The organism is Conexibacter woesei Iso977N (assembly GCF_000424625.1).
GTDB lineage: Bacteria > Actinomycetota > Thermoleophilia > Solirubrobacterales > Solirubrobacteraceae > Baekduia > Baekduia woesei_A.
The window spans coordinates 1165293-1186892 of the sequence record NZ_AUKG01000002.1 but is presented as its reverse complement, the minus strand read 5'-3'; the positions used below and the strand labels follow the sequence as shown (position 1 = coordinate 1186892).

At 72.2% G+C, this 21600-nt stretch carries 23 protein-coding genes; 10 read left to right on the top strand and 13 right to left on the bottom strand.

What is annotated here, in order from left to right:
* The first annotated feature begins 15 nt into the window (after positions 1–15).
* Positions 16–696, top strand: coding sequence for an MBL fold metallo-hydrolase (locus H030_RS0118005; RefSeq protein ID WP_196809179.1), 681 nt, complete (start codon positions 16–18; stop codon positions 694–696).
* Complete coding sequence (locus tag H030_RS37430; RefSeq protein ID WP_027007129.1) at positions 697–1284, top strand: TetR/AcrR family transcriptional regulator; 588 nt, start codon at positions 697–699, stop codon at positions 1282–1284.
* Here the strand turns inward: H030_RS37430 and H030_RS33205 are convergent.
* Positions 1281–2948 carry a hypothetical protein gene (locus tag H030_RS33205; RefSeq protein WP_051223043.1) on the bottom strand — a complete coding sequence of 556 codons (1668 nt, stop codon included), beginning with the start codon at positions 2946–2948 and terminating at the stop codon, positions 1281–1283. The genes H030_RS37430 and H030_RS33205 overlap by 4 nt on opposite strands.
* 15 nt (positions 2949–2963) lie before the next feature.
* Positions 2964–3650 carry a cysteine hydrolase family protein gene (locus H030_RS0117990; RefSeq protein WP_027007128.1) on the bottom strand — a complete coding sequence of 229 codons (687 nt, stop codon included), beginning with the start codon at positions 3648–3650 and terminating at the stop codon, positions 2964–2966.
* A gap of 186 nt (positions 3651–3836) precedes the next feature.
* Here H030_RS0117990 and H030_RS0117985 point away from each other — a divergent pair, with 186 nt between their 5' ends.
* The gene (locus H030_RS0117985; protein WP_027007127.1) at positions 3837–5069 is read left to right on the top strand and encodes a DUF1116 domain-containing protein; all 1233 of its coding nucleotides are present in this window, start codon (positions 3837–3839) and stop codon (positions 5067–5069) included.
* Positions 5066–5821: a GntR family transcriptional regulator gene (locus tag H030_RS39780; RefSeq protein ID WP_051223041.1), complete on the top strand. Its 756-nt coding sequence runs from the start codon at positions 5066–5068 to the stop codon at positions 5819–5821. Before H030_RS0117985 ends, H030_RS39780 begins: the two co-directional genes overlap by 4 nt.
* A 169-nt stretch (positions 5822–5990) precedes the next feature.
* Here H030_RS39780 and H030_RS0117975 read toward each other — a convergent pair whose 3' ends face one another.
* The 8 genes from H030_RS0117975 to H030_RS0117940 are packed head-to-tail and all read right to left on the bottom strand — an operon-like array spanning position 5991 to position 14693.
* Positions 5991–6311, bottom strand: a complete 321-nt coding sequence (locus H030_RS0117975; RefSeq protein WP_027007126.1) for a hypothetical protein — start codon at positions 6309–6311, stop codon at positions 5991–5993.
* 23 nt (positions 6312–6334) lie between these two features.
* Positions 6335–6775 (bottom strand): 6,7-dimethyl-8-ribityllumazine synthase, encoded by a 441-nt coding sequence (gene ribH, locus H030_RS33195; RefSeq protein ID WP_035127908.1) that lies wholly within the window; start codon positions 6773–6775, stop codon positions 6335–6337.
* Positions 6772–8070: a bifunctional 3,4-dihydroxy-2-butanone-4-phosphate synthase/GTP cyclohydrolase II gene (locus H030_RS33190; protein ID WP_035127906.1), complete on the bottom strand. Its 1299-nt coding sequence runs from the start codon at positions 8068–8070 to the stop codon at positions 6772–6774. The genes ribH and H030_RS33190 overlap by 4 nt, the downstream gene beginning before the upstream one ends.
* Positions 8067–8660 carry a riboflavin synthase gene (locus H030_RS0117960; protein ID WP_027007125.1) on the bottom strand — a complete coding sequence of 198 codons (594 nt, stop codon included), beginning with the start codon at positions 8658–8660 and terminating at the stop codon, positions 8067–8069. The genes H030_RS33190 and H030_RS0117960 overlap by 4 nt, the downstream gene beginning before the upstream one ends.
* 3 nt (positions 8661–8663) lie before the next feature.
* Entirely contained in the window at positions 8664–9797 is a 1134-nt protein-coding gene (gene ribD / locus H030_RS0117955) for a bifunctional diaminohydroxyphosphoribosylaminopyrimidine deaminase/5-amino-6-(5-phosphoribosylamino)uracil reductase RibD (protein WP_051223039.1), read from the bottom strand.
* A gap of 31 nt (positions 9798–9828) precedes the next feature.
* The gene (locus H030_RS0117950; protein WP_027007123.1) at positions 9829–11643 is read right to left on the bottom strand and encodes an ArnT family glycosyltransferase; all 1815 of its coding nucleotides are present in this window, start codon (positions 11641–11643) and stop codon (positions 9829–9831) included.
* Entirely contained in the window at positions 11627–13162 is a 1536-nt protein-coding gene (locus H030_RS0117945; RefSeq protein WP_027007122.1) for a hypothetical protein, read from the bottom strand. The genes H030_RS0117950 and H030_RS0117945 overlap by 17 nt, the downstream gene beginning before the upstream one ends.
* Positions 13149–14693 carry a hypothetical protein gene (locus H030_RS0117940; protein WP_027007121.1) on the bottom strand — a complete coding sequence of 515 codons (1545 nt, stop codon included), beginning with the start codon at positions 14691–14693 and terminating at the stop codon, positions 13149–13151. The genes H030_RS0117945 and H030_RS0117940 overlap by 14 nt, the downstream gene beginning before the upstream one ends.
* 129 nt (positions 14694–14822) lie before the next feature.
* Here H030_RS0117940 and H030_RS0117935 point away from each other — a divergent pair, with 129 nt between their 5' ends.
* Genes H030_RS0117935 through H030_RS0117920 form a run of 4 tightly spaced genes read left to right on the top strand, consistent with a single transcriptional unit; the run spans position 14823 to position 18564 of the window.
* Positions 14823–15869: a glycosyltransferase family 2 protein gene (locus H030_RS0117935; RefSeq protein ID WP_027007120.1), complete on the top strand. Its 1047-nt coding sequence runs from the start codon at positions 14823–14825 to the stop codon at positions 15867–15869.
* Positions 15866–16501 carry a class I SAM-dependent methyltransferase gene (locus H030_RS0117930; protein ID WP_035127902.1) on the top strand — a complete coding sequence of 212 codons (636 nt, stop codon included), beginning with the start codon at positions 15866–15868 and terminating at the stop codon, positions 16499–16501. Before H030_RS0117935 ends, H030_RS0117930 begins: the two co-directional genes overlap by 4 nt.
* Positions 16491–17837, top strand: a complete 1347-nt coding sequence (locus H030_RS0117925; protein ID WP_027007118.1) for a hypothetical protein — start codon at positions 16491–16493, stop codon at positions 17835–17837. The genes H030_RS0117930 and H030_RS0117925 overlap by 11 nt, the downstream gene beginning before the upstream one ends.
* A gap of 31 nt (positions 17838–17868) precedes the next feature.
* Positions 17869–18564, top strand: coding sequence for a hypothetical protein (locus tag H030_RS0117920; protein WP_027007117.1), 696 nt, complete (start codon positions 17869–17871; stop codon positions 18562–18564).
* Between the two features lie 7 nt (positions 18565–18571).
* Here the strand turns inward: H030_RS0117920 and H030_RS33185 are convergent, their stop codons facing one another.
* Positions 18572–18841 (bottom strand): glutathione S-transferase N-terminal domain-containing protein, encoded by a 270-nt coding sequence (locus tag H030_RS33185; RefSeq protein ID WP_035127900.1) that lies wholly within the window; start codon positions 18839–18841, stop codon positions 18572–18574.
* Positions 18842–18872: 31 nt separating this feature from the next.
* Here H030_RS33185 and H030_RS0117910 point away from each other — a divergent pair, with 31 nt between their 5' ends.
* Entirely contained in the window at positions 18873–19334 is a 462-nt protein-coding gene (locus H030_RS0117910) for a YeeE/YedE family protein (protein WP_027007116.1), read from the top strand.
* Positions 19335–19835: a DUF6691 family protein gene (locus tag H030_RS33180; RefSeq protein WP_051223037.1), complete on the top strand. Its 501-nt coding sequence runs from the start codon at positions 19335–19337 to the stop codon at positions 19833–19835.
* Here the strand turns inward: H030_RS33180 and H030_RS0117895 are convergent.
* Together H030_RS0117895 and H030_RS37425 are read right to left on the bottom strand one after the other, a co-directional pair.
* Positions 19769–21025 carry a hypothetical protein gene (locus H030_RS0117895; protein WP_027007115.1) on the bottom strand — a complete coding sequence of 419 codons (1257 nt, stop codon included), beginning with the start codon at positions 21023–21025 and terminating at the stop codon, positions 19769–19771. The genes H030_RS33180 and H030_RS0117895 overlap by 67 nt on opposite strands.
* Positions 21022–21564, bottom strand: a complete 543-nt coding sequence (locus H030_RS37425; RefSeq protein WP_051223035.1) for an RNA polymerase sigma factor — start codon at positions 21562–21564, stop codon at positions 21022–21024. The genes H030_RS0117895 and H030_RS37425 overlap by 4 nt, the downstream gene beginning before the upstream one ends.
* Positions 21565–21600 lie beyond the last annotated feature (36 nt).

The following is a 21600-nucleotide window of genomic DNA, read 5'->3' as shown; positions in this document are numbered from 1 at the left end:
ATGAGGAAGGGGCCGATGCTCGGGCCACTGCCGATCCACGCGTGGCTGGTCGAGGCGGGCGACCGGTTGATCCTCGTCGACAGCGGCGAGACCGCGGGTGTGAGGGACGCGCCGTTCGCGCGGTTCCGGGTGACGGCGGCGGATGAGATCGACAAGCAGGTCGAGGCCGCCGGCTTCGCGGTCGGCGACCTCGACATGGTGGTGTTGACCCATGTCCATGGCGATCACGCCGACGGCGTCCCGCGGCTGGGCGACGCGCGGGTCGTGATCTCGCGCGAGGAGGCGAAGGTGATCCGGTCGGCGGAGGCGCGGCTCGCGCGGCGGATCACGGGCCAGCCGCTGCCCGACGGCTTCGCGCCCGAGGCGATCGACCTCGACGACGGGCCGGTCGGCGGCTTCGCGCGCAGCAAGGCGATCGCCGGCGGCGTGCACGTCGTCGCGACGCCGGGCCACACCGCCGGGCACGTGTCGGTCCTGGTCGACCAGGGCGACCACCACGTCCTACTCGCGGGCGACGTCGCCTACGACGAGGCGCAGCTGCGCGCGGTCCAGGTCGACGGCGTGAGCCCGAAGGCGGGCGTCGCGCGCAACACCATGAACATGGTGCTGGGTCACGCGGCGAGGCATCCGACGGTGTTCCTCCCCAGCCACGACCGCGAGTCCGCGGCGCGGCTGGAAGCGACGGTGACGCTCTAAGTGCCGCGCCCGTCACGCCAGGGCGAGATCCTCGACGCCGCGCTCGCGGTCTTCGCCGAGCACGGCTACGACGCCGCGCGCGTCAGGCAGATCGCGGCGCGCGCCGGGGTCAGCGACGCAGCGCTGTACCGCCACTACCCATCCAAGGAGGCGGTCGCCGCCGACCTCTTCGCGACCCACATGCGGCGGACCGCCGAGGCGTTCGCAACGATCGCCGGCGACACCACGCTGAGCGTCGAGGAGCGCGTGAAGGCGCTCGCCCGCCAGAACCTCACCGAGCGCAACGAGCAACCCAATGCCCATGCCTTCGTGCTGGGCCACCAGCATCGCTTCCTCTCCGCCCTGCCCGCCGACTTCCCCTACCCCATCCGGATCCTCGACGCCCTCCTCCAGGAGGGACAACGGGACGGGACCGTCGTCGACGGCCCCGTCCGCGTCCTCTCAGCCCTCGTCCTCGGGTGCCTGAACTGGCCGGTCATCACCGCCCAGCACGCGCGCGCCGGCGCGATCGACCTCACCGACCCCGGCACCGCCGGCCTGATCGCCGACGGTGCCTGGGCCGCGGTGGCGGCGCAGCGACCGCGCTAGACGCCCACCGGCTCCGGCGCCCGCGCGCCGTTGACCGCCGGCGCCGTCTCGTACTCCTCCGCCCCACCCTCGAACGCGGCGCCGGCCACGTCCTCCGGGTCGTTCGGATCCAGCTCACGCAGCGGCGGCTTCAGCCACGCGAACGCCAGGCAGACGACCGCCGCGAACCCGTAGCCGAGCGCGACCCTCTCGCCGCTGAACACGTGGACCTTCGGCGAGTGGATCAACCCCACCAACGTGAGCACGCCGCCGAACGCGCTGAACGCCGCGGCCCACAGGAACTTCCGGTCGACGATGAACACCGTGATCGCCGCCAGGACCATCCCGACCAGGACCGCGCCCTGCCCGAGCGTGTTCATCCCGCCGTAGATCGTCCCCGCCGCCGACAGCTTGTCGAACCCGACCTGCGACGCGCTCGTCCCCGCCGCGGCCAACGCGTTGTCGACCTGCCCGACGCCCCACGACGCCACGTTCGGGACCATCGCGATCACGACCGCCGGGTAGTAGGCCTTCGGAACCGCTCGGAAGGACTGCGCGCCGATGACCAACCCGATGAACAACAGGATCGGGACGATCGCCGGGATCGGCAGGACCGCCGCCAGCAGCGGGAAGAACCCGAGCGCGCACAGCAGGAAGATCACGACGCCGGTCGCGAGCGAGTACGAGATCCGCCCACCGGCCTCCTTCCACCCCGGCTGCCCGATGTACACCGCGGGCGGGAACGGGCAACCGGCGATCGCGCCGACGATCGCGCCCGTGCCGTCGGCCAGCAGCACCGCGCGCAGGTTGTACCTGTCGCCCGCGGCCGCCGCGCTCTCCACGTTCGACATCGCCTCCATGAAGTTGTAGATGCCCAACGGGATCGCCGTGGCCAGCAGCGGCGAGATCGACGACAGCCCGTCGCTCAACCGCCCGATGTCCAGCGACGGCAGGCCGACCGCGATCTGATCGACCCCGTGCGACACGGCATCCCCGTCCATGTAGCCACCGATCCAGGCGATCGCGGTGCCGGCGCCGAGCGCCACGATCCCCATCGGCACGTTGCCCGGAAGGCGCACGCCCGAGACGAAGCCGATCAGGATGAGCGTCAGCACCGGCAGCGCGATCCACGCGGCCTCCCACATCTGGGACGCCGGCCGCATCGAGATGAAGGTGATGGAGATGCCGGCCAAGGTCCCCAACAACGCCGCCCGCGGCGTGTACTTGCGCAGGTAGGGCCCGACGAACGCGCCCACCAGGATGATCAAGCCGATGATGAACGCCCAGGCCAGCCCCGCCTCCCACGCCTTGACCGCGTCCCTGGTCTGCAGGTAGGTCGGCAACATGATCACGAACGTGACGATGAACATGTGCGGGACGCTGGGCCCGTAGGGCATCGCGGCGACGTCGGTCCGGTTCTCCTTCGCCGCCAGGCGGCGCGCGAGGTAGAAGTAGAAGACGTTGCCGACCAGCAGCTCGACGCCGAGCGCCGGGAGGATCACGCGGTAGACGTCGTGGGCCGGGATGTTGACGACGCCGGCGGCCAGGCCCGCCAGCACCAGGACGTTGACCAACATGTTGATGCCGAGGCCGAAGAAGGCGTTCAGGTCGCCGCGCGTCCAGAAGGGCAGGCGCGGCGACGCGCTGCCCCCGGAGGCGGGCAACACGTAGGTGTCGCTACTCATGATGTAGTCCTTGCTCTAGGCGATGGTGGTGGTGGGCACGGGCAGCTGCTCCAGCAGCGCTGCCGACGGGGCGACCCAGCCGAAGATCCCGCCCTGCGCGGCGATCATCTTCAGGCCGACCTCGTGGAACTCCGGGAAGTACGAGCCGACGCAGTCGGCCAGGACGAGGCACTCGAACCCGCGGTCGTTGGCCTCGCGGACGGTCGTGTGGACGCAGACCTCGGTCGTCACGCCGGTCACGACCAGCCGCGTGATCCCGCGGTTGCGCAGCAGCAGCTCCAGGTCGGTGGCGTAGAACGCGCCCTTGCCGGGCTTGTCGAGGACCGGCTCGCCCTCGGCGGGCGCGAGCTCGTCGATGATGTCGTGGCCCTCCTCGCCGCGGACGAGGATCCGGCCGAACGGGCCGGGGTCGCCGATCCCGCACGCCAGTCGGCCGCGGGCGAGCTTGGCCGGCGGCGCGTCGGTCAGGTCCGGGCGATGGCCCTCGCGGGTGTGGATCACCGCCATCCCGGCGGCGCGGGCGGCGGCCAGGACGCGCTGCAGCGGCGCGATCGTGGTCTGGAGCAAGGCAACGTCATTGCCCAGGAGCGAGCCGAAGCCGCCTGGGTAGAGGAAGTCGCGCTGCATGTCGATGATGACGAGCGCGGTGCTCGCGGGGTCCAGCTCGAAGTCGTAGGGCGCAGCGGGAACGCTGATGGTCATGGCCTCTCCGGGGCTGTATGCAGTGGTGTCGACGGCGGCGCGAAGCTAACGCGGCCGGTGTGGCCGGCTCATCGGACAGCGAGGCGGAAACCCCATGGACCGCAAGGCCAGCGGTCCAAACGGGGCGGCGCGATCCTGGCCCGCGTGTCCAAGGGCAGGACCGGCGGTCGCCCGTAGGTTGCCCCCATGCACACAGAGCTGCATGCCGCAGGCGATCCCGCCGTCGCCGCCCTCGCCGCGGCCCGGCCGTTGTTGGTGGACGTGCGCCCGGCGGGCGACGTCGTGCCCGCGCTGGCCGCGGGCGCGGTCGGCCACGCCGGGCCGCCGATCCACCCGCGCGCGATGTGCGCGCCGATGCGCACCGCGCTGGCCGTCGCGCTGGCGATCGAGGGCCGCGCCCCCGACGCGGCTGCGGCGCTGGACCTGCTCGACGCGGGCGCGATCGACGTCCGGCCCAACCACGACATGGGCGGCGTCGGGCCGATGTCCGGCGCCGTGACCGCGTCGATGCCGGTGCTCGTCGCGCGCGACGCGGCGACCGGCCGCGAGGCGTGGTGCCCGCTCAACGAGGGCTCCGGGAAGGTCCTGCGCTACGGCGCCGACGGGCCGGAGGTCGTCGCGCGGCTGGAGTGGATGCGCGACGTGCTCGGCCCCGCGCTGGCCGGCGCGCTGCGCGAGCACGGGCCGCTGGACCTGCTGGAGGTCCAGGGCCGCGCGCTGGAGCTCGGCGACGAGTGCCACCACCGCACCGAAGCGGGGTCGAGGCTGGCCCACGACGCGCTCGCGCCGTGGCTGCCGGAGGACGTCCGGGCGTTCATCCTCAACAACGGCCAGTTCTTCCTCAACCTGGCGATGGTCAGCGCGAAGCTCGCGATGGTGTGCGCGGCCGACGTGCCGGGGTCGTCGCTGCTGACCGTGATCGCGCGCAACGGCGTCGAGGTCGGGATCCAGCTCAGCGGGACCGGCTCGCAGTGGTTCGTGGGTCCCGCCGCGCTCCCGGATCCGGCGCGCCTGATCGACCCCTACACCTTGGAGGACATGAACCCCGACCTGGGCGACAGCGCGATCGTCGAGGTGTACGGGTTGGGCGCGCTGGCGCTGAGCGCGTCGCCGCTGGCGGCCCCGTCGGTCGGGCTGAGCTTCGACGACGCGCCCGGGCTGATGCAGCGCTTCCGGACGATCGCGGCCGCCGACCACCCGGACCTGCGGCTGTACGAGCCCGCGCCCGTGCCCGCGATCCTCGGCGTGGACGCGCGGCTGGTCGTCGACACCGGGATCCGCCCGCCGGTCCACACCGGGATCGCGCACCGCGAACCGGGCGTCGGGCAGATCGGCGGCGGCGTGACGCACCCGCCGTTCGAGGCGTTCGAGGCCGCGATCGAGGAGCTGGACGCGCGGGTGGCGGCGGTGCCGGCTTGAGCGGCGGCGCCGCCGCGGCCGGGTCGGTCTCGCAGGCCGAGCGGGTCTACACGGAGATCCGCGATCGCCTGCTGGCCGGCGAGCTGCCCGCGGGCGAGCGGCTGGTCGAGGTCCAGCTGGCCGCCGAGTACGCGACGTCGCGCACACCGGTCCGGGAGGCGCTGCGGCGCCTGGAGGGCGACGGGCATCTCGTCCGGGATCCGGCCGGCGGGCTGCGGCCGCGGCTGCCGGACGTCCGGACGATGCAGGAGGTCTACGACGTCCGGCTGGCGCTGGAGGAGCTGACCGCGCGCCGCGCGTCGACCGGCGGCGACCGCGAGCTGCTGGAGGCGGTCCAACATGATTGGCTTGCCTTGCGGGCGCAGTGGAGGACCGCGCCCGAGACGCTCCGGACGCCCGACTTCGTCCACCGCGACGAGTCCTTCCACGAGCGCATCGCCGGCGCCTCCGGCAACGCGACGGCGACCCGGATGCTGCGCGCGACCAACGAGCGCATCCGCGTCCTGCGCATCCACGACTTCACCGAGGACGAGCGCATCGGCGCAACGATCGCCGAGCACCTCGAGATCATCGACCTCGTCCTGGCCGGCGACGCCGACGCCTCCGCCGCCTTCATGCGCGCCCACGTCCAACGCAGCGCCCTCGTCGTCCGCGAACGCGTCGGCGAGACGCTGGCGCGCATGTTCTCCGCCGCGCCGGAGGCGCTGCCGCCGGTCGCGGCCAGGGCCGGTGGCGCGACCCGCAGCGAGTAGGCGCGTCTAGCGATGTGCGGCGCCGGCGGAGGACCGCAGAGCGGTCGCCACGCTGCAGGAACTCACGATTGGTAGCGGCAGGTCGGCAGAGACGCTGCGGCCGAGCGCGGCCAGAAGCGGTCGCGCTGCAGCAGGCGAGGAGGCGCGTCGATCGATGCGCCGGAGGCGGTCAGTGGGACGCGGGTTCGCGGTCCGGGGTGCGCTCGGGCGTATGGGCCGGGCGGCGAGGGGGCTTCGGGTAGGAAGGGGTGCCCTTGCGGCGGAGGCGGAAGCGCGAGGGGGACGACTCCGGCAGCGGCAGGCTGCCGCCCGACGGGTCCGGCTCTGGCTCCGGTGGGTCCCACTTCGGTGGGCCGCCGTCGTCGTCGCGGGGGAACAGGGTTCCGCGCCAGTCGATCTGCTCGCCGTCCAGGAGGACCTTCACGAGGACGGCCGCGCCCAGGATGTGGACGAGGAGCGTCAGGAGGATCGCGACGACTTCGAGGCTCACAGCAGGACCGAGCGTACCGCGAGTCAGGAGGTGGTGGGCGCCAGTTGTCTCTTGATCTCAAGCAGCGCCAGCACGGCCTCCGCGGCGTGCGCGCCCGAGTTGCGCTTGTCCCCGCCGGACCGGGCCAGCGCCTGGTCCTTGTTGTTGACCGTCAACACGCCAAACGAGCACGGCACGCCGGTCCTCAGCTGGACGTCCTGGATCCCGCGGGCGCTCTCGCCGCAGACGTAGTCGTAGTGCGTCGTCTCGCCCCTGATCACGGCGCCGAGGCACACGACCCCGTCGTACTTCCCCGACTCCGCGGCGAACTGCGCGGCCAGCGGCAGCTCGTAGGCGCCGGGAACATCAAAAATGTCGACGTCCGTCTCGATGACGCACTTCTCGGCGAGAACGTCCTCCGCCCCGTCGATCAGCCGCTCCGCCAGGTCCTCGTAGAACCGCGCAACGCAGATGGCGAACCTCACGCGCCCTTCTCCTCGTCGCGCACGTGCTCGTCGTGGAGCATCTCCTCGTCGAGCGCCAGCCCCTGGTGGTGCAGCGTGTGCCCCATCCGCTCGGCCTTCGTGCGCAGGTACCGCTCGTTGTGCGGGTTCGGCGCGTGCGCGATCGGGACCTGGTCGGTCACCCGCAGCCCGTAGCCCTCCAACCCGCGGATCTTCTTGGGGTTGTTGGTCAGGATCCGCAGCGACGACAGCCCGAGGTCGGCCAGGATCTGTGCGCCGATGCCGTAGTCGCGCAGGTCCGCCGGGAGCCCCAGCTTGAGGTTGGCGTCGACGGTGTCGTAGCCCTCCTCCTGCAACTTGTAGGCCTTGAGCTTGTTGAGCAGGCCGATGCCGCGCCCCTCCTGGGCGAGGTACAGCAGGACGCCCTCGCCCTCGGCCTCGATCATCGACAGCGCGCTCTCCAGCTGCTCGCCGCAGTCGCAGCGCAGCGAATGGAAGACGTCACCGGTCAGGCACTCGGAGTGTACGCGCACCAGCACGTCCTCCTTGCCCTCGACGTCACCCTTGACCATCGCGACGTGGTGCTTGTCGTCGACCAGCGACCGGTACCCGTACACGGTGAAGTCGCCGAAGCCGGTCGGCATCGACGTCGAGACCACGCGCTCCACGAGCTTGTCGTGCCGCCGCCGGTAGGCGATCAGGTCGGCGATCGTGATCATCTTGAAGCCGTGCTTGTGGCAGTACGCGGCGAGGTCGCCGACGCGCGCCATCGAGCCGTCCTCGTTCTGCACCTCGCAGATCACGCCCGCGGGCATGACGCCCGCCAGCCGCGCGAGGTCGACCGACGCCTCGGTGTGCCCCGTGCGCTCCAGCACGCCGCCCTCGCGCGCCTTCAAAGGATGCACGTGGCCCGGGACCACGATGTCGGCCTTGCCCTTGTCCGGCGCGACCGCGGTCCGGATCGTCGTCGCCTGGTCGGCGGTCGAGATGCCGGTGGTGACGCCCTCGCGCGCCTCGATCGTGACCGTGAACGGCGTCTCGTGCGCGGACTCGTTCTTCAAGGACATCAGCTCGAGGCCGAGCTCGTCGCAGCGGTCCGGCGTCAGCGTGAGACAGATCCAGCCGCCCGCCTGGCGCGTCATGAAGTTGATGTCGTCGGCGGTGACGAACTCCGCCGCCATGACGACGTCGCCCTCGTTCTCGCGGTCCTCGTCGTCGACGACCACGATCATCTTGCCGGCGGCGATGTCCTCCAGCGCCTCCTCGATCGTCGAGAACCTCACGTCCTCGCGCGCGACCTCACCGGTCGGCTTCATCGGGCATGCACCCCGACGAGCTTCTCCACGTACTTGGCCACGACGTCGACCTCCAGGTTCACGGTGCGGCCCACAGCGGTGCCGCCCAGGTTGGTGCGTTCGAGCGTCTCCGGGATCAACGACACGTCGAACGACGTGTCATCGACCCGCGACACGGTCAGGCTGATCCCGTCCACGGCGATCGAGCCCTTCTCCACCACGTACTTCAACAAGTCTGCGGGCGCGTCGATCGTCACGACGCGCGAGAAGCCGTCCTCGGCAATGCCGGAGACCGACCCAATGCCATCGACATGCCCCTGCATGATGTGACCGCCCAGGCGCGCGCCGGCCTTCATCGCCAGCTCGAGGTTCACGCCCGAGCCGACCTCGACGCCGCCGAGCGACGAGCGCCGCAGCGACTCCAGCATGACGTCGAAGGACATGCGGCCGTCCTCGATCCGCGTCGCGGTCAGGCAGACGCCGTTGACCGCGACCGAGTCGCCCAGCCCGACTTCGTCGGTCAGCCTCGAGGCGACCGTCAGGACCGAGCCCTCGGCGCCCGCGTCGACCGCGACGACTTCTCCAAGATCCTCAACAAGTCCCGTGAACATCGACTACCACTCCCGCAGACGGGCGCTGATCAGGACGTCGTCGGCGACGCGCTCGCAGTCCAGCGTCAGCGCGCGCAGCGCCTCGCTGATCTTCTCCACGCCCTCGCCCTCCAGCGGATCGCGCGCCTTCGATCCGCCGAGCAGCAACGGCGCCAGGAACAGCCGGACCTCGTCGATCTCCCCCGCGTCGAGGAACGCGCCCGCCAGGTGCGGCCCGCCCTCGAGCAAGATGGCGTGAACGCCGGCGTCTCCCAGCGCGTCCAGCGCCGACCTCACCCGCGCCGGCTCGTTCTCGCCGGTCGCGACGATCACGTCGGCGCCCGCGGTCTCCAGCGCGTCGCACGCGGAACGCGGCGCCGCACGGGACACGACGACGGTCAGCGGGATCTCCGGCGCCTGGGCCACGAGCTTCGAGTCCAGCGGCAGCCGGCCCGTCGCGTCGAAGACGACACGACGCGGCTGCTTCAGCTCGCCGGCCGCGGGATCGGCCTCGATCCGCGCCGTCAGCTGCGGGTCGTCGGCCAGCGCCGTCCCGATCCCGACCGCCACCGCGTCGACCGACGCGCGCCACTTGTGGGCCAGGGCCCGGGAAGCTTCAGAAGAGATCCACTTCGAGTCGCCCGTGCGCGTCGCGACCTTGCCGTCGAGCGTCATCGCGGACTTGAACAACACCCACGGCCTACCGGTCCGCGCGTGCTTGCGGAACGCCTGGTTGGCGAGCCGCGCGCGCTCGGCCAGCTCGCCGCCCGCGACGTCGACCGTCACGCCCTCGTCGCGCAGGATCCCCAGACCCCGCCCGGACGCCTTGCCGGTCGGGTCGTCGCTGGCCACCACGACGCGCGAGATCCCCGCGGCCATGATCGCCTCCGTGCACGGCCCGGTCTTCCCGGTGTGGCAGCACGGCTCCAGCGACACGTAGATCGTCGCGCCGGACAGGTCGGCCCCGTTGCAGGCGGCGATCGCGTTGACCTCCGCGTGCGGCCCGCCGTACTCGGCATGCCAGCCCTCGCCCAGGACGACCCCGTCCTTGACGACGACGGCGCCCACGACCGGGTTGGGATGCACCCGACCACGGCCCCGGGTCGCGAGGTCGATCGCCCGCGAGAGATGCTGATGGTCGGTGTCGGTCCGCTGCACCACGCAGGAGGATAGGGCTCACGGCGCGGCCTCAGCCGCCCGCGCAGCGCCCGCCCTTGAGGTGGTAGATCGTCATCGTCGGCCCGGGCCGGTCGTAGGCCAGCGGGTAGAAGTCGAACGACCAGTCGAAGTTGAAGTTCACGGGCCCTGCGCCGTCGCGGTAGGGCGACGCCACGAACGCCGTGTCGGACCGAGCCTCGAGCTCCCTGTAGTACGCCAGCGCCCTCGGCACGGCGGCCGCGTCGACCTCCGCGCGCCCGCGCTGCGTCGAGCCGACGACCACCCAGCAGTAGCCGCCCTGCTCGTACTGGTCGACGAGGCCCGGGTAGAGCGTCCGCTCGTAGTCCTCGATGTTGACGATCCGCCCCGGCCCCGGGATCTCCGAGCCGTCGTTGGCGATGTTCGAGCGCGACGTCGGGAACTTCACCCAGCGGTTGCCGTTGGACGTCAGCGGCGACGGGTGCCCGACGTCCTGCGCCCAGCCGTCGGGGACGACCGGCTCGACGACGATCTTCGTCTTCGGCGGCACGTGGTCGACCAGCCACGTCCGGGCCATGTTGCGCGTGTCCTCGCGCGACAGCACCTTCGCGCTGTGCAGCGAGTAGACGAGCCCCTGCCCGCACAGCAGCGCGGCGGCGAGCACCAGCATCGTGGGCGCCAGGACCGGCCGCCGGCGCCCGACCCAGTCGGCGCCGCGCAGCAGCGCGTAGGCGGCGAGCAGGCAGATCATCGGGAACACCGGCATCAGCCAGCGCCCGAAGTAGCGCTCCTGGGTGCCCATGAACAGCAGGAACAGCACCGGCGCCGGGACCAGCACGAGCGCGATCCGCCAGTTGTCGCGCGCGGTCAGCACGACGCCGAACGCCGCGGCGATCGCCGGGATCCAGCCCAGCCCCCACGTCAGCGTCCAGAGGTAGTACTCGAGCCCGTTGTTCTCGGTCAGCCCGAGCTTGCCCAGCGCGTCGTCGGCGACCGAGGTCTGGTGGTTGAGCCCGTCCCTGAACCCGCTGAAGTCGAGCAGGGCATAGGGGTTGAGCGCGGCGAACGCGATCAGCGCGAACAGCGCCGTCAGGAACAGCCCGCCCACCAGCGTGGTCGCGCGCAGCCTGCGCCGCCCGAACAGCCAGCCGCCGGCCGCCGCGAGGATCGGCAGCAGCACGATCCCGCCCGTGTACTTCGTCGCGCACGCCAGCCCGAGGCCGATCCCGGCCCACAGGAAGTCGCGCACGCGCCCCTGCCGGACGATCCCCGCCACGCCGTAGAGCGCCAGGCAGATCGGCGCCAGCGTCGGGACGTCGTTGAGCGCCAGGTGCGAGTAGAAGACCGGCAGGAAGCCGACGCCCAGCAGCCCCGCGGCCAGGAACCCGATCCGGCGGTCCTCGAACAGCTTGGCGCCCGCCAGGTACAGGAACCACACCGCAGCGGTCCCGAAGGCGGCGCTCACGACGCGCGCGACCAGGAAGACGTCGGTCGGGTCCTTCGCGAACGACGCGCTGACGCCCGCGCGGCCGCCGAACCACACGTCGAACACGAGGTGCAACACGTACGTGTACGCGGGCGGGTTGACGAAGTAGTGCGGGTTCCAGCCGTGGTCGAAGAGCCCGATCGCCTTCGGCACGAAGTGCGCGTTCTCGTCGGCGTTGTACGCGTACGGCAGCCCCTGCTTCGCGCCCCAGACGCGCAGCACGAACGAGGCGACCAGCAGCAGCAGGACCCACGGCGCCCAGCGCAGCCTCTCCGCACGGTCGGCGCGCCGGACCGCGCGCCGCGCCGCGTCCTCGCCGACCGGCGCGTCGTCGCCGAGGGCTGCGTGCTCGGCCGTCACGCCCTCATCGACAGCGGACATACGCGGCGTAGTAGGACGTGAACGCGCGCCTGTGGAAGCCGGGCAGCGGCACGTTGTCGAACGGGTCGTCGGTGTCGGCCACCAGCGCCTGGCGCAGCAGCGCGCCGCGGTCGACCACGAAGATCGACACGCCCTGCTTGATGCGGTCCGACTGGCGGTCGTCGGCGCGCGCGATGACCTGCTTGGGCGACGCGTCGAGGATCCAGCGCGTGTCCGGGATCAGCTTGTGGTTCGGGGTCGAGACCGGGCCGCACCTCATGCCCGCCCGGACCTCGGGCCTGTCGAGCAGCTGCACGAGCGAGCGGTGCGAGTTGCCGCGCAGCCTCAGCTCGGCGTCGAAGTTGTGGAAGTTGACCCTCGTGGCGGTGAAGACGCCGCCGTAGACGATCACGCCGAAGGCCACGATCGCCCAGACCTTCCGGACCCACCAGCCCGGGCGCAGCGTCGTCCAGCCCGCGAGCGTGAAGCCCGCGAAGACCATCACCATCAGCGTCGGGACCAGCAGGTAGCGGTCGATCACCGAGAGCCCGGCGATCCCGACCAGGACGAACGTCCCGGTCCCGATCAGCCACAGCGCCAGCGGCATCAGCACGCGGCGCGGGACCAGGACCAGCGACGCCAGGAAGCCCGCGATGCCCGCGTAGAGCACCGGCGCCTTGGCGAGGTTCAGGAAGAACCTGCGCGTCGCCTCCGGCACCTCGGCCAGGCCCTTGGTCCGCCCCAGCTCCTCGGCCAGGCCCGTCGTGTGCTGCAGCGAGAAGAACGGGTGGCCGGTGACGACGAAGTCGGTCAGCACCCACACGAACGGCCCGATCGCCGCCCACGCGGCGTACTTGGCCCAGCGGCGCCAGCGCGTGGCGGCGTCCGGATGGTCGGCGCCGAGCTCGCCGCTGCACATCCACAGGAAGTAGATCCCGATGATCAGCCAGGCCTCCGGGCGCATCAATCCGGCGGCGGCCAGCAGCCACCAGACGACACCACCGCGCCGCGGCTTGGCCAGCTCGAACGCCGCCGCCCAGACGACGAACGCCAGGTACGGGATGTCGATGTAGGCGCGCGCGGCCAGGAACGGGAAGTCGAAGCGCGTGCACAGGATCGCCGCGGCGGCGAGGCCGACCAGCGGCGTGAACGCGCGTCGCCCGACCTGGTAGATCCCGGCGCACAGCACGACGAACGACGCGAGCGTGCAGAAGACCATCACGCGGTCGCCGTGGCGGCCGAGGATCGACAGCAGCGCGCCGAACGCGACGGCCAGCGGGTGCTCGGTCGGCGACTGGTACTCGTCGAAGCTCGGCAGGTGGCCGTGCAGGATCTCCCGGCCCCAGATCAAGCTGTAGTAGCTGTCGTAGTTGGGGTACATCGGGTACACGAAGAACCCGATCAGGGTGGCCAGCGCGAGCAGCGCCAGCAGGATCGCCGGCCACGGCAGCCCGAGCACGCGTGCGAAGCGGCCGCCTTCGGGGGCGGTCGCGGGGTTCGGGCGGGACGCCGTCGCGGCGGCGGCGTCAGCAGGAGGCATAGGTCACGAAATGGGGGCTGCGGGAGATCACCCGGAGGTCCGGGCCAGGGTCCTGGATCCGTGCATCGTCGCGCGAGCCGGGGACGAACGGGCCGTAGGTCGAGTTCGTCAACATGCTCGCGCCATCCACGAACACGTGGACGCCGCGCGCGGTTGCGCCGAAGTCGCGCAGGCTCGACCGCGCGACGACCGCGTCCTGGTCAGCATGCAGGATCCAGCGGACGTCGGGGATCAGCTTGTGGTTGGGCACGTAGATCGTGGAGCCGCAGCGGGCACGGGCGGCGGCGAAGGCGGGCGAGGAGACGTCGCGCGCCAGCTCCTGGCGCAGCTCCCGGCGGGTCTTCAGCTCGCGGTTGATGTACCCAGGATGAAGGTGCGTGGCCGTGAACGCGGCACCGCCCAGCGCGACGACGCACGCGGCGCCGATCCAGGCGCGGCGCAGCGGGTGCGCGCGGTCCAGGATCGTGAAGCCGGCGATCGCGAAGCCGGCGAAGACGAGCAGGGCCAGCGCGGACGCGGCGAGGTAGCGGTCGATGACGCTCAGCCCGGCGACGGCGATCGCGAAGAACGTGATCAGCCCGGACGCGGCGAGCGCGAACAGGATCGCGGCGCGGCGGCGGGCGTAGACCCACGCCAGGACCACGCCCGCGATCGCGCCGAGCAGGACCGGCCACTTCAGCGTCCCGTCGAGCGAGTGCAGCGCGAACGACGGCGCCTGCGAGGCGGGCTTGGTGCGCTGCAGGTCGTTGGCCAGCGACGAGGTGTGCTGGAGGCTGAACAGCGGATGGCCGGTGGCGATCCAGTCGACCGCGACCCAGAGCACCGGCGCGATCGCGGCGTAGGCGGCGGTCCGGGCGAGCGTCCCGAGGTTCGCGCGCCACGCACGACGCAGCGGCCAGCCACACCAGAGCCAGTAGGCGGCCAGCAGCAGCCACGCCTCCGGGCGCAGCAGCCCCGCGACCGCGAGCAGGACCCAGACGACCCCGCCGCGCCGCCACTTCGCCGTCTCCAGCGCCGCTGCCCAGGCGATCAGCGCCAGGTACGGGACGTCGATGTAGCCGCGCGCGGCCAGGAACGCGTAGTCCAGGCGCGACATCACCAACAGGGCCGCGACCAGCCCGACCCACGGCCCGAACGCCGCGCGGCCGAGCCGGTAGACGCCTGCGATCAGCAGGCAGAACGCGCCGACGGTCAGCAGCAGCCACGCGTGCGGCGCGACCGATCCGCCCAGCAGCGACAGCAGCGCGCCCGCCGCGACGGCCAGCGGATGCTGGGTCGGCGCGCGGTAGGCGTCGAAGGACGGCGCGATCCCATGCACCACTTCCCGGCCCCAGACCAGCGCGTAGGCCGAGTCGTAGTTCGGATACGTGGGGTACACCACGTAGGCGATGAGCGCCCCGAAGCAGAGCAGCGCGAAGCCGGCTCGCGCCCAAACGCGTTCCGGCACGGCTTTCAGCCGCGCGAAGAAGCCGTGCCCGGGGCGCGGCGAGGTGAGCGTCGCGCTCTCCATGCAGTCGTCGAGGGTCAGCACCCCGGGCCGTGTTAGGACGTTTTACGGCAACCCGCTAGCGTCCCCGGCACCTGAGATACTGGGCTCGCGAGTGTACGGCACGCCTTCGCCCAGCTCGGCGTTCCCCCGCGTGCCGTCCCCATCCTTCTCATGAAGCTCATCATCCAGATCCCCTGCCTCAACGAGGAGGAGACGCTGCCCGGCACGCTGGCAGACCTCCCCCGTGAGGTCCCCGGCTTCGACACGGTCGAGTGGCTCGTCATCGACGACGGCTCCACCGACCGCACGATCGAGGTCGCGCGTGCCAACGGCGTCGACCACATCGTCAAGCTGACGAACAACAAGGGCCTGGCCGCCGGGTTCCAGGCGGGCCTCGACGCCTGCCTCAAGCTCGGCGCCGACGTCATCGTCAACACCGACGCCGACAACCAGTACTTCGGCGGCGACATCCCGAAGCTGGTCGAGCCGATCATCGCCGGCCGCGCCGACATGGTCGTCGGCGACCGCGAGACCGACACGATCGAGCACTTCTCGCCGCTGAAGAAGCGGCTGCAGAACCTCGGCTCGTGGGTCGTGCGCCAGGCGTCGAACACCGACGTGCCCGACACGACCTCCGGCTTCCGCGCCTACAACCGCGAGGCCGCGATCCAGATGGCGGTCGTCTCCAAGTACACCTACACCTTGGAGACGATCATCCAGGCCGGCAAGCTGCTGGTCGCCACCGACCACGTCGCGATCCGGACCAACCCGAAGACGCGCGAGTCGCGGCTGTTCCCGTCGATGTCGTCGTACGTGCGCCGCAACGCGGTCGCGATCACGCGCATCTACACCCAGTACGAGCCGCTGAAGGTGTTCTCGTACTTCGCGCTGCTGCTGTTCGTGCTGGCGCTGATCCCGTTCGTGCGCTTCGTGATCGCCTACGCCGACGGCGAGGGCGCCGGCCACGTGCAGTCGCTGATCTTCGGCGCCGTGCTGTTCAACGCGTCGGTCGTCGTCGGGGTCCTCGGGATCATCGGCGACCTCCTGTACGGCCAGCGCATCATGAGCCAGCGGATCTTCGAGCGCGTCCGGCGCATCGAGCTCCAGCTCGGCGTTCCCCCGTCCCACTACGAGCCCGGCGCGCGCGACACCGGCCAGCAGGCCACCACCGGCGCGCAGGCCGGCCGCACCGAGGAACGAGAGGCCCTCAAGCTATGACCCCTCCGACCGTCACCGTGGACCAAGAAGGCACGGTCACCGGCAACACGTACGACAAGTACAACACCACCAACCCGCTCGCCAAGAGGCTGCAGGCGAACTTCGAGCACACGCTCGAGGAGCTGTTCGCCAAGGCGGCGCCGACGACGCTGCTCGACGTCGGCTGCGGCGAGGGCGTGCTGACCCACCAGTGGGCGCAGACGCCGGGCATGAAGCGGATCGTCGGGCTCGACCTCGACGACCCGCAGCTGCACGAGGCCTGGAAGGGCCGCCAGCACCCGTGCCTCGAGTACGTCGTGATGAAGGCCGAGAACCTCCCGTTCGCCGAGAACGAGTTCGAGGTCGCCACGGCGATCGAGGTCCTGGAGCACGTCCCGGACCCCGAGCACACGGTCTCCGAGATGGCGCGGATCGCGTCGAAGTGGCTGCTGGTCAGCGTCCCGCGCGAGCCGCTGTGGCGCGGGCTGAACATGGCCCGCGGCGCGTACCTGAAGGACCTGGGCAACACGCCCGGCCACCTGAACCACTGGTCCAAGCGCAGCTTCACGCAGCTGCTGGGCCGGTACGGGACCGTCGTCGAGGCGCGGTCGCCGTTCCCGTGGACGATGCTCCTCGTCCGCATTGGCCAGTAGCGGCACCACGGCTCCCGATGACCTGATCCCCGCGTCCGCCGACGGCGACGCGGGGGCCACGGGCGGCGAGAAGTCCTACGGGTCGGGCGCCCGGATCCTGTCGATCGGGATCGCGGCGACCGGCCTCTTCACGTTCGCCTACTTCGGCGTCGCCGGCCACGTGCTGGACGAGGACGCCTACGGGCGGATCTCGCTGCTGTGGTCGCTGCTGTTCGTGATCATGTCGGTGATCTACCGGCCGGTCGAGCAGCTGCTCTCGCGGACGATCGCCGACCGCCGCGCGCGCGGCATCAACGCCGGGCACCCGCTGCGGACGCCGGCGCTGATCCAGGGCTCGTTCGCCCTCGCCTTCCTCGTCATCGCGCTGGCGCTGCACGGGCCGATCAAGGACGGCCTGTTCGACGGCGAGTCCTCGCTGTACTGGATCTTCATCGGCGCGGCAATGGCCTACGCGGCGTCGTACTTCGCGCGCGGCTACTTCGCCGGGCACCAGTGGTTCGGGCTCTACGGCGGCCTGGTGCTGTTCGAGTCGCTGTCGCGCTTCTGCTTCCCGGTCGCCGTCGCCGTGGGCGTCGCGAGCGGTGAGACCGCCGTCGCGCTCGGCATCGTCGCGGCGCCGCTGGCGTCGCTGTGCGTGATCCCGTGGGCGCTGGGCAGGCACGAGGCCGCGGCCGCCGCCGCGTCCGGGGTCGAGCGCGACCGCGGCGAGATGAAGGAGTCGGCCGGCTTCGCGGGCTCGGTCGCGCTGATCCAGCTCTCCGAGCAGACGCTGCTCAACGCGGCGGTCCTGCTGGTCCCGGACTCCGCCACGGCGGGCGTCGTCTTCAGCGCGCTGATGGTCGCGCGCGCGCCGCTGCAGCTCTTCCAGGCGGTCCAGACGTCGCTGCTGCCGCACCTCGCGGGGCTCGAGGCGACCGAGGGCGGCGAGGCGTTCCACCGCGCGATCCGGACGACGATCCTGGCGATCTGGGGCTTCGCCGGCCTGTGCGCCGTCGGCCTGCTGGCGATCGGCCCGTGGGCGCTGCACGTCGTCTTCGACAAGGAGGGCTACACCCACGTCGGGCTCGCGGTGATCGCGATCGGCATGGGGCTGCACCTCACCGCCGGGACGTTCAACCAGGCGGCGCTGGCGCGCGGCCGGGCGGGGCAGGCGGCGGCCGCGTGGCTGGTCGCCGCGGTGCTGTTCGTGGTGTGGATGGTCATCCCGCTGGTCGGCAGCGAGCTGACGCGGGCCGAGGTCGGCTACGCGGGCGCGGCCGCGGTGCTCTGCGCGTTGTTGTACGGGTTGTACCGGCAGGGCCCGGCGACCGTGCAGCCGCCCGCCGCCGCCGCGTAACCTGCGCGGCCGGCGGCCGTTGTGCTTGGACATGACCGTCCGCCGCCTCGCCCCCGCCCTGCTCGCCGCCGCCGCGCTGCTCGCCGTCCCGGCGGGCGCTTCGGCCAGGGCGCCGACGTGCCCGGCGAAGGCCGGGACGCTGTTCCACAACTCGTACGGCCGGGCCTGGCACGCGAGGGGCTCGCTCTACTCGTGCACCACGGTGTACGGCCACAAGCGCGTCGTGCGGCTCGGGCCGTGGAAGTCCGGGAGCAAGCTGGCGTGGGAGCCGACGCACGCGGCCTGGTCGGTCCCGGCGGCCAGGGGCGACCGGATCTGGGCGGGCTCGACCGAGAACGGCAAGCGCTGGCTGCTCGGCACGCGCGCGCTCGGTTCCTCCGAGGCACGCGTGCAGCGGCTGTTCGTCTACGACTCCACCGCCGCGTGGGTGACGAAGGCGGGCGCGGTCGTCTTCGCGCTCGAGCAGCCGCAGGCCGACCCGGAGGCGATCGGGGCGCTGCCCTCGGCGCCCGCGGCGCGCTCGCACCTCGCCGTGGCCGGGACGTTCGGGGCGCTGTCGCCGACCGACCTGGGCCGGACGGTCAGGCTCGACTCGGCCAACGAAGACGGCGACGAGTGCGGCGGCGCCGCCGACTACCGCGTGACGTTCGCGCCCGACCCCGCCGCGCCGTCCACGCGCGTCGGGATCACCTGGAACGGCGGCTGGACGCGCCCGTTCTGCGGCTAGGCCGGCGCTAGACCGCGCCGAACGCCCCCGCGCGGATCCGGGCCGCCATCTCCTTGGACTCCTCGCGGTAGACCTCGCCGCCCTGGACCTCCAGGACCGGCAGCTTGCTCTGCCCGCTGAGCTCCTCGACGTGCGGGCGCTTGCCCTTCCCGAAGCCGTGCTTGACGACCTCGTACTCGACGCCCTGCTCGTCCAGCGCCTTCTGCACGCGCCAGCACGCGTCGAGGTCGTGGTGCAGGAACGTCCAGGAGCAGCGGTGCAACTTGACCTTGGCCATGGGCGCGAGCCTACCCGGCTACCCTCGCGGCATGGAGCACCATCAGCTGGCGTGGTGGATCGCGGGGCCCGTCCTGGGCCTGTGCGTCGTGGCGGTCCGCCTGCTGTTCAACGCGCGCCTGGGCGTCACCGGCGGCTTCTCGGAGCTGATCGGCAAGCTGTCGCGCGGGTCGGTCCGGTTCGACTGGCGCGGCTGGTTCGCGCTCGGCGTCCTGCTCGGCGGGACGCTGTTCGCGGTCCTCGCCGGCGGCCCGGACTTCCACGGCTACGGCTGGCTGACCGACACGTTCACGGGCGGCGCGCGCTGGGTGATCGCGCCGATCCTGGTCGCCGCGGGCACGCTGATCGGCTACGGCGCCAAGCTGTCGGGCGGCTGCACGTCGGGCAACGGGCTCAGCGGCAACGCGCTGGTCTCCCCCGCCTCGCTGGCCGCGACCGCGACGTTCTTCGGGACCGCGATCGCCGTCAGCTTCGTCATCAAGGGGTTGATCTAGATGTTGAAGGTGTCGGTCGGCGCGCTGGTCGGGATCGTCTTCGGCGTGGTCATCTCCTGGAGCGGGATGGCGTCGCCGGTCGTCATCCGCCAAGCGCTGCTGTTCGAGCAGTCCTACCTGTTCCTGATGTTCGCCTCCGCGGTCGCGACGGCGTGGCTCGGCCTGGCGCTGTTGCGCCGGCGCGAGCGCCGCGCGGTCTTCGGCGGCGAGCGCCTGACCTACGCGCGCGACGCCGTCGAGCGCCGCCACGTCGCCGGCGCGCTGCTGTTCGGGATCGGCTGGGGCGTCGCGGACGCGTGCCCGGCGCCGATCGCCGCGCAGCTCGGCCAGGGCGTCGGCTGGGCGGTCTTCACCGCAGCGGGCGCGGCGCTGGGCATCTTGGTGTACTTGAAGCAGCGGGCGGTCGAGACCGAGCCGGCGTCCGACGCGTCGCGTCAGGGCCGGACGGTCACGGTGCCGACGAGCGGGTCGCGCTTGGCGTCCTCCGGCAAGGCGCTGTAGGGCACCTCGTTCGCGCCGCCCGGAGCCGCCTGGTGCAGGCGGATCGTAAGCGTCAGCACGCCGTGGCAGCGCTTCTTGAGGTACAGCCTGCGGCCCACGGTCGCGCCCGCGGGGCTCGTCACCTCGATCGACGCGAACAGGCGGTCGAAGCCGCAGCGCGCGGTGGTGCGCCGGCCGCTCGTCTTCAGCGACACGGTGTAGAACCGGTTCGCGGTGCGCGTCGCGACGGGCGCGCGGAAGCTCACGGCCAGTGGCCGCAGCCCGAACCTCCCGCTCGGGCCGATGCTCGCGTGGATCGCCGTGCGCGGGATCGCGGTCGCGGCGGCGGCCGGGCTCGCGTAGCCCTTCAGCGGGCAGAGCCTCGGCGCGTGGACGACGCAGGTCGTGCCGTCGTCGTAGTGGACGGCGGTCAGGTCGCGCCCGGGCGTGCTCGTCATGAACGACACCCACGTCGCGGGGTGGTCCGGGCGCGTGACGACGAGGTAGGCGTGGTCGGGCCCGGCCGCGTGCCGGGTGACGGTGCGGCCGGTCGCCGGGTCCCGGTAGTCGACGGCCGTGCCGTGCGGCCCGAGCAGCCCGTAGACGAGGTAGCGGACTTCGGCGCGCGGGCAGTTGGGCGAGCACGTCCCGCCGAAGCCGGCGGCGGGCACGCCGCGGAAGGACACCGACACGAACGCGTGGCCGGCCGCGTCGCGCGGCACGCACTGCGCGCGCTCGATCACCGTCGGCGGCAGGGGGTGGAACGCGCCGTCGTTGGCGAACGCGCCGTCCTGACCGAGGACACCAAGTTGGTCGCCGACCAGCCGGCCGACCTGCACGCAGGTCATCCCGCGCGTCGTGCGGACCGTCCGCAGCCCCCACGGCGGGCCGCCGCCGGGGTCGGCGACGCGCAGGGTCGTCAGCCGCGCGCTGCCCGGGAGGACCGTGCCGACGCCCTGGTTGGGCCTGAGCCGCGGGCCGTGGTCCCTGACGGGGTCGCCCGAGAGCAGGCCCGAGGCGGCGATCGCCGCGGCGGCGGCGAGCAGGAGCAGCAGGACGAGCGCGATCACGAGGCCCGGGCGCCGGACGTGCGGGCGGCGCAGGCGCGCGCTGCGGCGGCGCCGCGCGGGCTGCTCGGCGGCGCGCGCCATCCGCTCGACCTCGAGGCCGAGCCGCTCCAGCGGGGCGATCAGGGGCTGCTGGTCGCTCATGCGCCCTCCCCCTCCAGCGCCGCGTTGAGCGCGCGCAGGCCGCGTGAGACGCGGGCGCGTGCGGTCTGCTCGGACACGCCGAGGGTCGCGGCGACCTCGTCGTAGGGCAGCTCCTGGACGACGCGCAGGCGCAGCGCCTCGCGCTGGTCGGCGGTCAGCCTCGCCAGCTCGGCGCCGATCAGCGCGCGCAGGTCCGGCAGGCCGGCGAGCCGCTCGACCTCGGCGATCTCGTCGGGCGCCATCGTGGGGACCTGCATCCCGACCTTCTGCACCAACTTGCGATCGAGCGCGCCCTTCTCCATGTACCGCGCGATCTGGCGGCGGGCGATCGTCAGCAGCCAGGCGCGCGCCTCGACCTCGGTCGTGCCGCGGAACTGCCTGCGCCCCTTGAAGGCCTGCGCGAACGTCTCGGCGACGAGGTCCAGCGCCGTCTCGCCGTCCAGCACGCGCCGCGCGCAGAACGTGAGCAGCATCGGGCTCTCGCGCCGGTACAGCGCGACGAAGCCCTCCGCGTCGGTGATCGGGACCAGCTCGTCCATCGTCTACGCACAAGTGCAGCGAGCAGCCCGCATGTG